This window comes from Cellulosimicrobium sp. So1_17, assembly GCF_055181235.1.
The window spans coordinates 63,570-79,727 of record NZ_CM143702.1 but is presented as its reverse complement, the minus strand read 5'-3'; the positions used below and the strand labels follow the sequence as shown (position 1 = coordinate 79,727).

The window sequence follows — 16,158 nt, the reverse complement described above, 5'->3', positions numbered from 1 at the left end:
AGGCGTTCCCTCGGCGCCTCCCGGGTCGGTCCGTCGGTCAGGAGCAGGACGGGATCGTGACGGTCTGCTCGACCGTCTGCTCGCCCTCCTCCCCGGTGGCGGTCACCGTGACGTCCAGGTCGCCCGTCGCGGACCGCGCGGCGAACGACTGGTAGGCGCTCGCACCCGGTGCGACCGCGGCGAACGTCTTCGACCCCAGCGCGCTGGCGAGCACGACGTCGACCGGACGGTCGGCCGTGCTCGTCGCACGGACCGCGACGTACGGCTTGCCGGCGAGGCAGCGCGGGCTGACCTCGACGGTGACGAGCTCGACGTCGCCGGGCTCCTCGAGCGCGTCGATGGCCGCCTGGAGCGCGGTCCGCGCGTCGCGCAGCGCTGCGTCGGTCGCCGAGGCGTCCTCCAGGACCCCGGAGGCGGAGGCGAGTGCCGCGCGGAACGCCGCCCACGACTCGGGGCCGTACCCCTCGTCCGTCACGGCCTCCGCGCTCGTCACGAGGTTCTCCAGCCGACGGCGCTCGGCCGGCACGAGCTGGTCGGTCGCCAGGCCGACGCGCCGCGCCCGCTCGTCGACCTGCGCCTGGGTGGCGCCCGCCGTGCCGAGGAGCTGTCGCGCGGCGTCGAGCTCGCGCGCGAAGACGCCCGCGTCGATCCGCCCGTACCGGTCGATCTCCGCCTCGAACGCCTCGGCGTCCTGGAGCGACGCGGCGAGAGCCGCCGTGTCGGTCGGCGGGACCTCGGGCTCGTCGACGTCGGTGAAGAACGTCATGCTGTCGAGGTTCGCGACGTACGGGTGGTCGGCGTACGCCTCGGTCGTGAGGCGCACGAACACCTCGTGCGTGCCGCGCACGGCACGCGGCAGGTCGACCGTCGCCGTGCCGTCCACGGTCCAGCTCGACCCGGTGGTCGGCAGCGGCACGGTGACGAAGGGCTCGCCCGGGTTCGCCGGGTCGAACGCGTCGAGGTACACCGACAGCGCCGAGTTCTTCCCGGAGCGGTTCGCGTTGTGCACGTAGTGGACCGCGAGCTGGTCGAGCGCGCCCGACCCGAGGTCGACCTCGCCGTAGGCGAGCCAGTCGCCGTCCGCGGTGCCCCCGACGTTCGTCACCGGCCCGCTCGCCCACGTCGAGCTCTCGTTCTTCAGCCCGCGACCGGAGTTCTGCGTCCAGGCCTCGGACTCGACGACGACCTCCGTCGGGCCGCCCGGGGCGAAGGTGAGGCTGTCGAGGTTCGCGACGTACGGGTGGTCGGCGTACGCCTCGGTCGTCAGGCGCACGAACACCTCGTGCGTCCCCTGGACCGTCTCGGGGAGCACGACCGTCGCCGTACCGTCCGTGGTCCAGCTCGACCCGGTGGTGGGCAGCGGCACGGTGACGAAGGGCTCACCCGGGTTCGCCGGGTCGAACTCGTCGAGGTACACCGACAGCGCCGAGTTCTTCCCGGAGCGGTTCGCGTTGTGCACGTAGTGGACGGACAGCTCGCCGAGCGGCAGGTCGCCGAGGTCGACCTCGCCGTAGGAGAGCCAGTCGCCGTCCGCGGTGCCCCCGACGTTCGTCACCGGCCCGCTCGTCCAGGTCGAGGACTCCTTCTTGAGCCCCCGGCCCGAGTTCTCGGTCCAGTCCTCGGCCTCGACCGTCACCGTCGGGGAGTCGCCCGGCTGGCCCGGGCCCGCGGGGTCCTCGGCGTCGAAACGGAACCAGTCGAAGTTGCCGACCCAGCTGCGGCCCGACGGCGCGAGGAGCTCGAACGTCACGACCTCCGCGTCGACGAGCGCCTGCACGTCGCCGAGCTCCGCCGTCACCTCGGTGTACCTGCCCCAGCCGCTCGTCCCGGTGAGCGGGACGGTCGCGACCGTCGGCCCCGTGACGTCTCCGGCGTGCACCACGACCGAGCTCGGCGCCTCCGACGGGGCGAAGCTGGTGTCGTAGCGGACGGTGAGGTAGCGCGGCGCGACCGGACCGCCAGGGCCGTCGAACGTCATGTCGCGGTACTGGACCCACGACCCGGAGCGCACGCCGCCGAGGTTCCCGGCGGAGCTGTTCGCCTCGTTCTTCAGCTCACCGCCGGACCATGCCTCGGACCGCTCGGCCTCGAGCGTGCGGTAGCCGCCGCCGGTGAGATCCAGGGCGTCGGCCGCGGCACCGAGCCCGTCCGCGGCGAACCGCAGGGCGACGCTCGTCGCCGACTCCTCGGCGAGCACCTCCTGGGCCCGGCCGAGCGCCGCGGTGAAGCGGTCGAACGTGGCCGAGGAGTAGTTGCCGTGCCGCACGATGACGGCGTCGTCGACCAGCTGCCGGAGCACCTCGCGCTCCGCGGACGCGACGGACAGCCGCAGCGGGGAGCGCACCGAGACGCCCTGTCCCTGCAGCGCCGACGCGGCGACGCCGTCGGCGAGGGCCGCGTCGCGCAGGTGGACGTAGAACCGCGCGTCGGCGGACGCCGTCCCCGCGAGGGTCACGGTCGCTGCGGTCTCCGAGGCCACCGTCACGGTGGACGTGACGCCGTCCGGCAGGCCCACGACGCTCGCGTCCCCGCTCGCGACGAGGTCCGTGCCGGGCGACGCGGCGAACCGCGCGCCGTCGAGCGTCAGCGTCACGGTGGCGTCGAGCGCGCCGCCGTCGGCGGCCTGCACCGTCGTCGGGTCGGCGCTCGCGCGCGGACCCTCGACGGGCCTGTCGGTGCTGGTGCTCATCGAGAACGCCGGCTCGGTGTCCGTGCCCCAGTCGCTCGGCTCCTCGCCCATCCGGAACGCGAGGTCCGCGCCCCCGACGACCGTCGGGTAGTCGAGCCACGTGTTGGCGAGGTCCGCGCCGTCGAGCGTCGCGGACTGCACGTAGAACGCGTCCTCGGACACGCCCTCGGCCGTCACCGCGAACGTGGCGCCGTCGTCGTACGTGATGGTCGTGGAGTCGAAGAACGGCGACCCGATCTGGAACTGGGACGACCCGGCCGTCACGGGGAACAGCCCGACGGCCGCGGCGACGAACATCGTCGACATGGTGCCGGCGTCGTTGTCCATCGTCGGGAGCATGCCGCGCGGGTCGAGCTGGTAGACCTTCGTCCTCACCGGCGGGGTGAACTCGCCGCCGCCGCTCGGCACCGCGCTGGAGGACCCGGTCGCGATGTACCGGTTCCAGGTCTCCTTCGTGTAGATCGCGCGCGTCCACTTCTGGGTGAGGCTCGGCTCCCCCGTGTAGTTGAAGAGGTAGGGCGCCTGGAGGTCGATCTCGTTGGCGTTCGAGTGGAGCATCGCCGTGCCGTCGTCGGGTGCGTGCTCGCCGAACATGTGGCGCACCGCGAGCCGTGCGGCCTCCGTGCCGCCCATCGCCTCGATCAGCGCGTCCATGTCGTACGCGTCGTACCAGTGGTACTGCCAGAGCGTGCCCTGGTAGAGGCCCGCCGCCTCGAACCGCTCGTGGTCGGCGCTCTGCCAGGAGCCGTCGGCGGCGCGCGGGGTGAGCAGCCCGACCGGCGTGCCGTCGGCGGCGGTCCACGCGCCCGGCCTGGTGAGCTTGTCGATCGGCCACGCCGCCTGCTCGCGCAGGGTCTGCGCCTCGTCGGTGAGGCCGATCGCGTCGGCGATCACGGACAGGCCGTACTGGTCGTAGCCGCGCTGGACCGACGCACCGGGGTTGCCCGCCACGTAGCCGCGCTCGAGCTCCGCGGCGCTGTACTCGCCGACGAGGCGCTCCAGCGCCGGGTACGCCTCGTCGAGGCGGTCGAAGCCCTCGAAGCCCTTGGCGAGAGCGTCGGCCACGACGACGGACGACCGCTCCCAGCGCACCGTCGGGACGGAGTGCACGAACCCGCCGAGGCCGCCGCCCGTGCCCGTCGACTCCGCGTCGGCGAACAGGTAGACGAGCGACTGCACCATGTCGCGGTACAGCGCGGGGTCGATGTAGGCGATGACGGAGAACTTCCGGAAGTCGTCCCAGGTCGCCCACGAGTCGTAGTACGTGAAGCCCTGGGCGGTGTGGACCGCGCCGTCGACCCCGCGGTACGTGCCCGAGGTGCTCGTCGCGTTCATCGGCATGGCGAACATGCGGTACAGGTGCGTGTAGAAGAGCTTCTGCAGGTCGCCCGTGGGGTCGGTCGCGGTCGACGCCTCGACGTCGACCCGTCCGAGCGTCGCGTTCCACTCGGCGCGCGTGCGGTCGCGGACCTCGTCGAACCTCAGGTCGCCGAGCTCGACCTGCTGGTCGAGCCGCGCCTGCTCGACGCTCACCGGCGACAGCGTGACCTGCAGGCCGACCTCGTCGGCGTGCGCCGGGTCGAACGTCAGGACCGCGCCCGTGTCACGGCCGTCCTGCGACGTCGCGTCGACGAGCTCGTCGTCGTCGCCCCACGTGGTGACCTTCGCGACCGGCTGCGTGGTCTGCGCGTAGTAGTAGAGCGTGTACGCCGCGTTGTAGAAGTAGCCGGTGACCTGGCCCCGGAGCGCCGCGCGCCCGTCCGCGAGCGTCTCCACGTCGACCGAAGACGACGTCCGGCTCGTGTTGTTCGTCTCGAGGTCGACGACGAGGGTCGGCGTCGCGCCGTCGGGGAACGCGTACCGGTGGACGCCCGATCGTGTCGTCGCCGTCACCTCGGCCTGGATGCTGCCCTCGGCGGCTCGGATCCCCCCGTCCGTCCCGGCGACGTTGCCGAGCGTCACCCCGTAGTAGCCGGGGCTGCCCGTCTCGGTGTCCTTCGAGAACGGGTGGGCGTACGTGCCGGTCCCGGGGCGCGCGGTGTAGCTGCCCGACGTCGGCACCACGAGGATGTCGCCGCCGGCGCCCGAGCCGCCGACACCGTCGAGGTTCGTGTGCGTGAAGCCGGAGATCTGGGACTGCGCGTAGTCGTAGCCCGTGTTGTTGCGCCCCGGCGTCGTGCGCGGGTTGACCTTGGCGAGGCCGTTCGGGGCCTGGGCGGCCGGCATGTCGTTGCCGAAGTCGCCCTCCGTGCCGACGAACACGTCCACGAGCGACGCGACGTCGCGACCGGCGGCCGTGGTCGTCGGGGCCGTCCGTGCCGCGGTCGCCGACGCCGCGGGCGCGAGACCCACGACGACGAGAGCCGCCGCGAGGGCTCCGGCGACGAGACCCGAGGCTCGTCGTGGGGCGGCGGGGCGGGGCGCGCCGCCGGGGCGCGGGGACCTGGGGTTCATGGGTTCCTCGTGGTGTCGGGGGTCGTCGTGCTGATCGTGAGCGGCGGGGACGTACGGGTGACAGCGGTGGCGCGGGCCGCCGGAGCGCGGCCCGCGCCACCCTGTCAGGACGGGGTTACGAGCAGGTGATCGCCGGGTGGACGGCCGTGACCTGCTGCGGCTCGCCGTCCGGCGTGGTCACCGTCACGGTCACCTCGCCCTCCTCGACCTGCGCAGCCCGGACGGCGAACGACTGGTACGCGCTCGCGCCCGGGGCGACCTGCGGGAAGGACTTCGCGCCGACGTCGGTCGCGAGCTCGATCGCCGCGGGCTGCTCGCCCGTGTTGACCGCGCGGACCGCCACGTACGCCCGCCCGGCCAGGCAGCGCGCCTGCGCGGTGACCTCGACCTGCGGCGCGGGCGCGACACCGGTCGCGTCCGTCGCCACCGCGAAGACGTGGAGGCGTGTGTTGACGGGCAGCGTGAGGCTCGTGAGCACCTTCCCGTCCGGCACGGAGACCGGAGCCGTCGCGTACAGGCCGCAGCCGAAGCGGTCCGTGCCCGTCCCGTTGCCGCGCGCGCCCGGCTTCGCGACGAGGATGTTGTCCGGCTCGGGCGAGCCGGTGCACCAGTCGCTCAGCGCGACCTGGACGGTCTCGCTCGTGCCGTCGGCGAAGCCGAGGACGAGGTCGCCGCGCTGCGTGCCGTGGGTCGCGGTCCCGACGAGCGAGAGCGTGCGCGCACCCCGCTGCGCCTCGGGCACCTCGAGCACCTGGCCGTTCGCGGCGACGTTGTCCGGCTCGCCGGCGGGCGGCGCGCCCAGCAGGTACGTCAGCTCGGTGCCCGGCACGGTCAGCTCGAGCCCCTGCACCACGCCGAGATCGGCCAGCAGTTCCCGCAGCAGGTAGGCGCCCGTCCCGTCGAGGTCGGCGTTCGCGGCCCCGGCGTCGCCGATGCCGACGTTGTCGAACGCCCCGGCGATCCACGACTCGCCGGACACGACGACCGAGATCTCGCGCACGGCCTCCGTGCCCGCCGCGTCGCGCACGACGAGCCGCACGACGTGGCTGCCCGGCTCGGCGTCCGCGGCCGCGGACAGCGTGACCGTGCCCTCGACCGTCGCCGGGAGCCCCTCGGACTGCGCCGACCACTCGGCGAGGTCCGTCGTCGCGGTCACCGCGCCGTCGGACGCGACCTCGAGCGTGCCGCTCGACGTCCCCGCGCCCTGCGCGACGACCTGGACGGCGACCTCGGTCTGCCCGCCCGGGGCGAGCACCGGCTGCCGCGGTGTCGCGCCGACGAACAGGCGCTCGACCGTGCCGTCCGCGGGCACGACGGCCCCCGGCGAGGCCTCGGACGCGGTCGCCCAGGTCGACGGCTCGGACCCGACGGCGACGTCCAGCGTCCCGGCCGAGGTGAGCTCGTCCCCCGTGACCCACGCGCGGTCGAGCATCTCGCCGCCGAGGGACACGGACTGCGTGTAGTGCGCGTCCGGCGCGACACCGTCCGCGGTGAGGTGCAGCGCGTCCTGGCCGAAGACGTCCGGGTCGAGCGTGACCGTCACGTCGTCGAACAGCGGGGTCGTCAGGCCCCACAGGTCCGTCCCCGGCACGATCGGGTAGACGCCGATCGACGACAGGACGTGCCACGCCGACATGGTGCCGAGGTCGTCGTTGCCCGTGACGCCGTCGGGGCCGTCGGTGAAGAGCGTCGCCGCGGCGCGCACGACGTCGGTCGTCTTCCAGGGCTGGCCGGTCCACAGATAGACGTACGGCGCGTGGAGGTTGGGCTCGTTGTTGGGGTTGTAGGTCTCCCAGCCGTAGTAGTCGTAGGTGCCGTTGACCCACACCTCGCTCGCGACGCGCGCCGGGTCCTCGACGAGCTCGTCGTAGGCGAAGAAGGCGTCGAGGCGGTCGATCGCGGCGTCGGTCCCGCCCATGAGGTCGAACAGGCCGGGCACGTCCTGCGGCACGAGCCACTGGTACTGCACGGCCGTGCCCTCGTGGAACCCGTCGGAGTGCGCCGGGTCGGGGTCGCCCACGAAGAACCCGTCGGCGCTGCGCGCGCGGAAGTTCTCCGTGCGCGGGTCGAACACGTTGCGGTAGCTCTGGCCGCGCGCCGCGTAGCGGTCGGCGTCCTCGTCGTGGCCGAGGCCGCGGGCCATCGTCGACAGCATGGCGTCCGCGAGGGCGTACTCCATCGTCGCGGACCCGCCGTGCTGCAGGTCGTAGTCGCCCGGCTTGCCCGAGCGCGCCGGCTCGTGCGGGACGAACCCGTCGCGCAGGTACTCGACGTTCGCGGCGCGCCCGTTGAAGGGCGAGTCCTCGGGCGGCACGCCGTCCGCGTTCTGCCTCAGGACCGCGTACGCCTCCTCCTCGTGCCCCGCGAGCAGACCCTGCTGCCACGCGCTGACGAGGAACGGCGTCGCCGGGTCGCCCGTCATGATGTTCGTCTCGACCGTGCCGTAGCCCCACCGCGGGAGCCAGCCGCCCTGCTCCGCCTGGCGCACGAGCGAGAGGGCCATGTCGGCCGACTCCTTCGGCGCCAGCAGGTACAGGAGCTGCTGCTGGGTGCGGTACGTGTCCCACAGCGAGTAGTTCTGGTAGTACGTGCCGGGCTCGCCCTCGACGCCCGCCGTGTGGACCTCCTGGTCCCAGCCGCGGTACCGGCCGTCGACGTCGGACGCCGTGTTCGGCGCGAGGAAGCTGCGGTACAGCGACGAGTAGAACGTGCGCAGGTCGGTCTCGTCGCCCTGGCCGACCTGGACCAGGCCGAGGCGGTCCTCCCAGGCCGAGCGCGCGGCGTCGTGCACGGCGTCGAACGTGCCCGCCTCGGCGGCGAGGTTCGCGCCCGCGCCGTCCGCGCCGACATAGCTCATGGCGGTGACGGCCTCGACGTCGAGGTCGCCGCCGGTCGTGTCGAACGTGACGTAGGCGCCGCGGCGCTGCTCGCCGCCGCTCGCAGCGTCCGAGCCCGCGGTGACGGTGTCGCCGTCCCAGGTGCCGTGCGCCGTGAACGGGCGGTCGAACGTCGTGCGGGTCCAGATCGTCTGCGGCTCGGTGTCCTGGCAGAAGCCGCGGACGGTGATCTCGGTCTCGACCGTGCGGTCGTCGACGACGCGCACCTCGGACGACGTGACCCGGTTGAGCGCCTGGCCCGTGTTGAGCAGCACGTTCGCCTGCTCGGTCGCGGGGAACGTGTAGCGCTGCACGCCCGTGCGCTCGCTCGCGGTGAGCTCGGCCTCGATCGTGCCGGCCGCGGACTGCAGGCCGACGCGGTAGTAGCCCGGCGAGGCCTCCTCGTCGTCGTGCGTGTACGGGAGGGCGTAGGACGCGTAGTCGGTCGACGTCACCGCGCCCGTCGTGGGCAGGACGGGCAGCGGGCCACCGAGGCCGCACCCGACGCCCGAGAGGTGCACCAGGGAGAAGCCGCGCACCGACGTCCGGTCGTGGTCGTACCCCACGTTGTGCCCGTTGTCGGGCGAGAGCTGGACCATCCCGAACGGGACGGCCGCGCCCGGGTAGGTGTTCCCGTCGTCCTTCGTCCCGATGAACGGGTTGACGAGGTCGACGAGCGGCCCCTCGACCGCGGCGGCAGCGGCGTCGTCGGACTCCGTCGCTGTCGGGGCGGCAGGCGCGGCCACGGCTGCGGCGGCCGGGACGAGGAGGGCGGAGGCGGTGAGCAGCGCGACGGCGGCGCGCGCCGGCACCGGACCGCGCGTCGAGGCAGGGCCTCGACGACTCTGGCGCGTGCGCCTGCGGAGGAAGGTCATCGGTGGTCTCCCGTTCGTCCCACGACCTCGTGGGGATTCGTCGGCTGTCGGCAGCGGCGCCGGACGCCCTACCCTCACATTCTTCAGACAGCGCTGTCAACCGCCGTCGTGCCCGACCTCTGGGAGACTCGACCCGTGACCACCACGACCGGCCGCACCCCCTCCCTGCTCGCGCACGTCCCCGCTCCCACCGGCGCCGCGCCCGACCCGGACGCGCTGTACGAGGGCTTCACGACGTGGGCGACGGAGCAGGGCCTCGACCTGTACCCGCACCAGAGCGAGGCGCTCATCGAGCTCGTCTCGGGGTCGCACGTCATCCTCGCGACGCCCACGGGCTCGGGGAAGTCGCTCGTCGCGATGGGCGCGCAGTTCGCCGCGCTCGCCGCGCACCGCTCGGGCCGCGGCGGTCGCACGTACTACACCGCACCGCTCAAGGCGCTCGTCAGCGAGAAGTTCTTCGCGCTCGTCGCGGCGTTCGGGTCGAAGAACGTCGGCATGATGACGGGCGACTCCGCGGTGAACCCCGACGCCCCGATCATCTGCTGCACCGCCGAGATCCTCGCCAACCTGGCACTGCGCCGCGGCGCGGGGGACGCCGGTGGCCGGCCCGGCGCGGACGACCACGCGATCTCCCAGGTCGTCATGGACGAGTTCCACTTCTACGCCGACCCGCAGCGCGGCTGGGCGTGGCAGGTGCCGCTGCTCGAGCTGACGGGCACCCAGTTCCTCCTCATGTCCGCGACGCTCGGCGACACGTCGCGCTTCGTCGAGGAGATCGAGGAGCGCACCGGACGGCCGGTCGCCGAGGTCACGACGGCCGAGCGTCCGGTCCCGCTGCACTTCTCCTACGTCGTCGAGCCGCTCACCGAGGTCATCGAGGAGCTCGTGACGACGCGCCGCTCGCCCGTGTACGTCGTGCACTTCACGCAGAAGGACGCGGTCGAGCGGGCGCAGTCGCTGCTGTCGATGAACGTCGCGTCGCGGGCGGAGAAGGACGCGATCGCCGCGGAGCTCGGCGACTTCCGCTTCGGCACGGGCTTCGGCAAGACGCTGAGCAAGTTCCTGCGGCACGGCGTCGGCGTGCACCACGCGGGCATGCTGCCGAAGTACCGCCGCCTCGTCGAGCGCCTCACGCAGTCGGGGCTGCTCAAGGTCGTGTGCGGCACGGACACGCTCGGCGTCGGCATCAACGTGCCCATCCGCACGGTCCTGCTCACGAGCCTCGTGAAGTTCGACGGCGAGCGCATGCGCCACCTCACCGCACGCGAGTTCCACCAGATCGCCGGCCGGGCAGGGCGCGCCGGCTACGACACCGTCGGCGAGGTGCTCGTCATGGCACCCGAGCACGTCATCGAGAACCGCAAGATGCTCGCCAAGGCCGGCGACGACCCGAAGAAGCTCAAGAAGATCGTCCGCAAGAAGGCGCCACAGGGGTCGGTGAACTGGACCGACGCGACGTTCGAGCGCCTGCGCGACGCCGACCCCGAGCCGCTGACGAGCCACTTCCGCGTCACGCACGCGATGGTCCTCAACATCCTGGCGCGCTCGCAGCACGGCGAGGACCCGGTCGCCGCGATGGAGCACCTCCTCCTCGCGAACCACGACTCCGAGTCCCAGCGGCGCGAGCACGTGCGCCAGACGTTCCGCGTCTACCGCTCGCTGCGCGTCGCGGGGATCGTCGAGCGCGTGCGCGTCCCGGACGCCTCGCGGCCGGCGGGCTACCGGCCGAGCGTGCGGCTGACGATCGACGTCCCGCGCGAGTTCGCGCTCAACCAGCCGCTCTCCCCCTTCGCGCTCGCGGCCCTCGACCTGCTCGACGTCGCGAGCGCGGGCCACGCGCTCGACGTCGTGTCAGTGATCGAGGCGACGCTCGACGACCCGCGCCAGGTGCTCTACGCGCAGCAGAACGCCGCGAAGGGCGAGGCGGTCGCCGCGATGAAGGCCGAGGGCTACGAGTACGAGGAGCGCATGGCGCTGCTCGAGGAGATCACGTGGCCGAAGCCGCTCGAGGAGCTGCTCGCGCCGGCCTTCGCGATGTACAAGCGGTCGAACCCGTGGGTCGCCGACGCCGAGCTCTCGCCGAAGTCGGTCGTGCGCGACATGGTCGAGCGCGCCATGACGTTCACCGAGTTCGTGTCCGTCTACGGGCTCGAGCGCACCGAGGGCGTCGTGCTGCGCTACCTCGCCGACGCGTACCGCGCACTGCGCCAGGTGGTGCCCGACGAGCACCGCACCGAGGACGTGCACGAGATCGTCGAGTGGCTCGGCGAGCTCGTGCGCGGCACCGACTCGTCGCTGCTCGACGAGTGGGAGCGGCTGTCGCGGCCGGTCGACGACGACGCCGACGACCTCGTGGGGGACGGCCCGCTCTCCGGGACGGGTGAGGAGGCCCCGGCCCGGCCCGTCACCGGCAACCCGCGCGCCTTCCGCCGGCTCGTGCGCAACGCGATGTTCCGCCGCGTCGAGCTCGCCGCGCGCGAGAACTACCGGGCGCTCGCCGCGCTCGACGGCGCGAGCGGCTGGGACGCCGACGCGTGGGGCGACGCGCTCGACCCGCTCTTCGACGCGCAGGGCGACGACGCGGTCGGCATCGGCCCGAGCGCCCGCGCGGCCGGGCTCTTCCAGGTCGTCGAGGCGGGTGGCGAGGTCCCCGCGGGCCACGAGGGCCCGACGACGGACCACGCGCCCGGCGGCGTCGTCCCGGCGGGCACGTGGCTCGTGCGACAGGTGCTCGACGACCCGGCGGGCGACCACGACTGGGCGATCACGGCGTCGGTCGACCTCGCGGCGAGCGACGAGGCCGGCGCACCCGTGATCACGGTCCTGGCGGTCGGTCCTCTGTAGACAGGCGCCCGGGCGCTCTCGCTACTCCTGCGCGACGGGCCGCAGCCCGAGGCCACACCGAAGACCGTCAAGGGCGTCACGTGGGCCCCGCACCGTCGTCGCGGCGACGGTCCCGCCGCTCGGGCAGATGCCGGAACCCGGCGGACTCGTAGGTCGCGACGGCAGCGAGGTTGGCGCTCGGGGTCGCCACGACGGCGCTCGACGCGCCCAGCCCGCGGAGGGCGACCGCCGCTGCGGTCGTCACCGCCCGGCCGTAGCCGTGACCGCGGTGGTCGCGGTGCACGCCCATCGGCTCGACCAGACCGGGCCGACCGGGGCCGGCCGACCACACCGCCACGACCGCCACCGCCGACCCCGGGCCGTCGTACCCGACGAGGCACCGTGCGTCGGTAAAGGGCAGCCCGGCCGCCATCGCGTGCCAGCGCTCGTCCGTGGACGTCGACCCGTCGAACGAGGCGCGCAGCACCTCGGTCCACTCGGACGCCTGGTCCGGACCCACGTCCTGCACCCGGATCCCCGGGTCCTCCACCGGCGCGGCGAGATCCCGGCGCAGCACCGGCCACGGCTCGTCGGCACGCCATCCGGCGGCGGCCAGGTGCGCGTCGAGCAGCGCCCCGACGGGTGCCTCGACGGACGCCGCTCCCTCGCCGAGCACGCCGCGCGCGGGGTGCGCCACGTCCTCGACGAGCCGCTCGGCCAGCGCCACGTCCCCCAGCGCGTCGGGAGCGACCGCCACGCGGAGCAGGTCCGGGCCGTCGAGCAGCCCGACGGCGACCACCCGATCGTCCCGGCGCCACGTCCGGACGGCCTCGGCCGTCGCGTCGGCCCCGAACCGCCAGAACCACCCGAGGTCGCCGGGGTGCAGCTGGAACGGCGCGGCGTCGTCCTGCCACGACCGCAGGACGTCGACCACCTCACGGAGGCCGGCGACGTCAGGGGTGCTCGTCACGATCGTCATGCATCGATCACACACCAGGGCGAGGTTGGCCCGCGCCCTGATTTCCGCGGACCCGACGGCCACGGCGTCACGGGTCGCCCGGGCGCCCGGCCGCACCGCCTCGCTCAGCCCAGGTCGAGACGCATGACCCGGCGCCGCGTCGTCGGGCGCGCGACCTCCTCGAGGCCCGCGGCGCGGAACGCCTGGACGCTGCCGACGGAGTTCTCGCCCCACGTGACGGGCGCGCCGGACGGCTCGAGGATCGGGTACCCCTCGATCGCTGCTGCGCCGTGCTCGCGCGCGAAGCCGACGGCGGCACGCGCGAGGTCGTACGTGAGCCCGAGCCCGCGGAAACCCGCCCGGACCACGAAGCACGCGACCGCCCACACGTCGTCGTCGTCCTTGTCCTGCTCGCTGCCCACGGGGCGGCCCTTCCACGGCACAGGGCTCCCGCGCAGGCGGCGGTACGCCGGCCGCGGCCCGACCGCGACCCACCCTGCGGGCCCGCCGTCGAGGTAGGCGACGAGACCGCTCGTCGCGGGCGCGTCGGGATCACCGCAGCTCGTCTGCTCGTGGAGCAGGCGCGCACGCTCCTCGGGCGGTGTCCCGTACCAGACCCGGTCGCCGAGCACCTGGCGCTGGCACCAGCACACCGCCGGGTAGCCCCGCTCTCCGAACACGGCGACGAGGTCGTCCCAGCTCGCCTCGTTCGCGGGGCGCACGTGGACGACACCCTGCGGCACGGTCGCTCTGCTCACGAGGTCGACGCTACGCCGCGCGTCCCCCACGGGCCCGGTGGCACCGCGCCTACCGTGGGCCTCATGGACGACGTCGCACCCCCCGGTGCGGGCAGCGGCATCCCGCACCCCGGCGAGCCGCACGACCGGGAGAGCACCGGCAGCCGGCTCAACCGCCTGCGCGCCGGGGTGCTCGGGGCGAACGACGGGATCGTGTCGACCGCCGGCGTCGTCGTGGGGGTCGCGGCGACGAGCACGTCGGTCCCGGTCATCGCGACGGCCGGCGGCGCAGCGCTGCTCGCCGGGGCGCTGTCGATGGCCGCGGGCGAGTACGTGTCGGTGAGCACGCAGCGCGACACGGAGAGGGCGCTGCTCGCCACGGAGCGGCGAGAGCTCGCCGAGATGCCCGACCAGGAGCTCGACGAGCTCGCCGGTCTCTACGAGGCGAAGGGGCTCACGCCCGACCTCGCGCGCGAGGTGGCCGTCCAGCTCACCGAGCGCGACGCGCTCGCCGCGCACGCCGACGCCGAGCTGCACCTCGACCCGGACGAGCTGACGAGCCCCTGGGAGGCAGCAGGCGCCTCCGTCGCCTCGTTCACGGTCGGCGGCCTGCTCCCGCTGGGGGCGGTCCTCCTCGCGCCGGCGCCGTGGCGCGTCGCGGTGACGTTCGTCGCGGTCGTCCTGGCCCTCGTCCTGACGGGGTGGGGGTCTGCCCGGCTCGGCAGAGCCCCGACCCGTCGTGCCACCGTCCGGACCGTCGTCGGCGGCGCGCTCGCGATGGCCGTCACCTACGGGATCGGCTCGCTCGTCGACGTGAACGTCTAGCGGCACCGCCGTCCTCGCTGCGGCAGAATCGGGCCGTGGCCAAGAAGTCGAAGTCGTCCGCGCACGCCGGCACGCCCGCCGTCGTGCTCCTCGAGCGCGAGGGGGTCGCGTACACGCTGCACCCGTACGAGCACGACCCGTCGAGCGACCTGTCGTACGGGATGGAGGCCGCGGCTGCGATCGGCGCGGCGCCCGAGCAGGTGCTCAAGACGCTCCTCGCGACGGTCGACGGCGGGCCGCTCGTCGTCGGGATCGTGCCGGTCGACCGGCAGCTCGACCTCAAGGCGCTCGCCCACGCCGCGGGCGGCAAGAAGGCGACGATGGCCGAGCCCGCGGCGGCCGAGCGCGCGACGGGGTACGTCGTGGGCGGGATCTCGCCGCTCGGGCAGAAGCAGCGCCACCGCACCGTGCTCGACGAGAGCGCGCTCGGGTTCGACGTCGTCTACGTCTCGGGCGGGCGGCGCGGCCTCGACGTCGGCCTCTCCCCCGCCGACCTGCTCCGCCTGACGGGCGGCACCACGGCTGCCGTCGCGAGGTAGGGCTTCCGGTCGCGAGGTAGAACGCGGGGTGCTCTACCTCGCGACCGGCCGTTCTACCTCGCGCGGGCGTCAGCGGCCGTAGGCCGCGAACGGGGCGTCGGTCGGCACGATCTCCTTGCCGAGCGGCAGCAGCGAGACCGGGATCATCTTGAGGTTCGCGATGCCCAGCGGGATGCCGATGATCGACACGAACAGCGGGATCGCCGTGAGCACGTGCCCGATCGCGAGCCAGATGCCCGCGACGATCACCCAGATGACGTTGCCGATGGTCGACCACGCCCCGGCCGTGGGCTTGTCCACGACGGTGCGCCCGAACGGCCACAGGGCATATCCGGCGATCCGGAACGAGGCGATGCCGAACGGGATCGTGATGATGAGCACGCAGCAGATGATGCCCGCGGCGACATAGCCCAGGGCGAGCCAGAAGCCGGCGAGCACGAGCCAGATGATGTTGAGCAGGGTCTTCACGGGGCCATCCTCGCGCACGACGCCCCGCGCGGGGATCCGGGAGACCCCTGGTCCCGACCCTGAGCCGGGTGCCGGTCCGGAACGGGGCGGCGTCACGGTCGGGCAACGGACGGGAGCGGCACCAAACCTAGACTGGCCGCATGCCCGACGCCGCCACCTCCTCGTCCCTCGACCTCACCGGGCGCGTCGCGCGGAACGTCGCCGCGGTACGTTCCCGGATCGACGCGGCGGCCCGCGCGGCGGGGCGCGAGCCGTCGGACGTCCGGCTCCTCGTCGCGACGAAGACGCAGCCGGCCGAGGCCGTCCGGGCCGTCGTCGAGGCGGGCGTCGACCTCGTCGGCGAGAACCGCGTCCAGGAGCTCGTGGCCAAGGCACCGGAGGTGGCCGACCTCGTCGCCGCCGGGCGCGTGGAGGTGCACATGATCGGTCACCTGCAGCGCAACAAGGTGAACCAGGTGCTCGCCACGGCCTCGTGCGTCGAGGGCGTGGACTCCCTCGCCCTCGCCGAGGCGCTGTCCGCGCGCTGTGCGCGCGACGACCGCACGCTCGACGTCATGGTCCAGGTGAACGTGTCGGGCGAGGCGTCGAAGTCCGGCGTGCTGCCCGACGACGCCGCACGCCTCGCGCACGACGTCGCGTCCCTCCCCGGGCTGCGGCTCACGGGCCTCATGACGATCGGCGCGAACTCGCCGGACAAGAACGTGGTCCGGGCGGGGTTCGCGCGCCTGCGCGAGGTGCGGGACGCCGTCGTGCGCTCGGGTGCGCCGGGGACGGCGACGGCTCGGGAGCTCTCGATGGGGATGAGCGGCGACCTGGAGGTCGCGATCGCCGAGGGCGCGACGATCGTGCGCGTCGGCACGGCCGTGTTCGGCCCGCGCCCCACCCCGCCGCAGACGGCACGGTAGGACGCGCGG

General features: G+C 73.8%; 9 protein-coding genes. 4 read left to right on the top strand and 5 right to left on the bottom strand.

Translation table 11 applies throughout. The features are described 5' to 3' along the window. Nucleotides 1-37: 37 nt before the first annotated feature. The gene (locus ACZCLJ_RS00305) at nt 38-5,143 is read right to left on the bottom strand and encodes a glycoside hydrolase domain-containing protein (protein ID WP_463105071.1); all 5,106 of its coding nucleotides are present in this window, start codon (nt 5,141-5,143) and stop codon (nt 38-40) included. A 115-nt stretch (nt 5,144-5,258) separates the two neighbouring features. Continuing rightward, nucleotides 5,259-8,894, bottom strand: coding sequence for a GH92 family glycosyl hydrolase (locus ACZCLJ_RS00300; protein WP_463105070.1), 3,636 nt, complete (start codon nt 8,892-8,894; stop codon nt 5,259-5,261). A 135-nt stretch (nt 8,895-9,029) separates the two neighbouring features. On the opposite strand from ACZCLJ_RS00300, the gene ACZCLJ_RS00295 reads away from it, so the two are divergent. Beyond that, on the top strand, nt 9,030-11,738 hold the full coding sequence (locus ACZCLJ_RS00295) for a DEAD/DEAH box helicase (RefSeq protein ID WP_463105069.1): 2,709 nt from the start codon (nt 9,030-9,032) through the stop codon (nt 11,736-11,738). A 76-nt stretch (nt 11,739-11,814) separates the two neighbouring features. On the opposite strand, the gene ACZCLJ_RS00290 is transcribed toward ACZCLJ_RS00295, so the two are convergent. Together ACZCLJ_RS00290 and ACZCLJ_RS00285 are read right to left on the bottom strand one after the other, a co-directional pair. Further along, a complete protein-coding gene (locus ACZCLJ_RS00290) occupies nt 11,815-12,696 on the bottom strand; it encodes a GNAT family N-acetyltransferase (RefSeq protein WP_463105068.1) in 882 nt (293 codons plus the stop codon). Between the two features lie 104 nt (nt 12,697-12,800). Further along, a complete protein-coding gene (locus tag ACZCLJ_RS00285; RefSeq protein ID WP_463105067.1) occupies nt 12,801-13,433 on the bottom strand; it encodes a GNAT family N-acetyltransferase in 633 nt (210 codons plus the stop codon). 63 nt (nt 13,434-13,496) lie between these two features. Between ACZCLJ_RS00285 and ACZCLJ_RS00280 the strand changes: the two genes are divergently transcribed. Both ACZCLJ_RS00280 and ybaK read left to right on the top strand, forming a co-directional pair. After that, nucleotides 13,497-14,237 (top strand): VIT1/CCC1 transporter family protein, encoded by a 741-nt coding sequence (locus tag ACZCLJ_RS00280; protein ID WP_463105066.1) that lies wholly within the window; start codon nt 13,497-13,499, stop codon nt 14,235-14,237. A 35-nt stretch (nt 14,238-14,272) separates the two neighbouring features. After that, a complete protein-coding gene (gene ybaK / locus ACZCLJ_RS00275) occupies nt 14,273-14,776 on the top strand; it encodes a Cys-tRNA(Pro) deacylase (RefSeq protein WP_463105065.1) in 504 nt (167 codons plus the stop codon). Between the two features lie 69 nt (nt 14,777-14,845). Here the strand turns inward: ybaK and ACZCLJ_RS00270 are convergent, their stop codons facing one another. Continuing rightward, a complete protein-coding gene (locus ACZCLJ_RS00270) occupies nt 14,846-15,244 on the bottom strand; it encodes a YccF domain-containing protein (RefSeq protein WP_251151766.1) in 399 nt (132 codons plus the stop codon). 140 nt (nt 15,245-15,384) lie between these two features. On the opposite strand from ACZCLJ_RS00270, the gene ACZCLJ_RS00265 reads away from it, so the two are divergent. Continuing rightward, complete coding sequence (locus tag ACZCLJ_RS00265; protein WP_463105064.1) at nt 15,385-16,149, top strand: YggS family pyridoxal phosphate-dependent enzyme; 765 nt, start codon at nt 15,385-15,387, stop codon at nt 16,147-16,149. Nucleotides 16,150-16,158 lie beyond the last annotated feature (9 nt).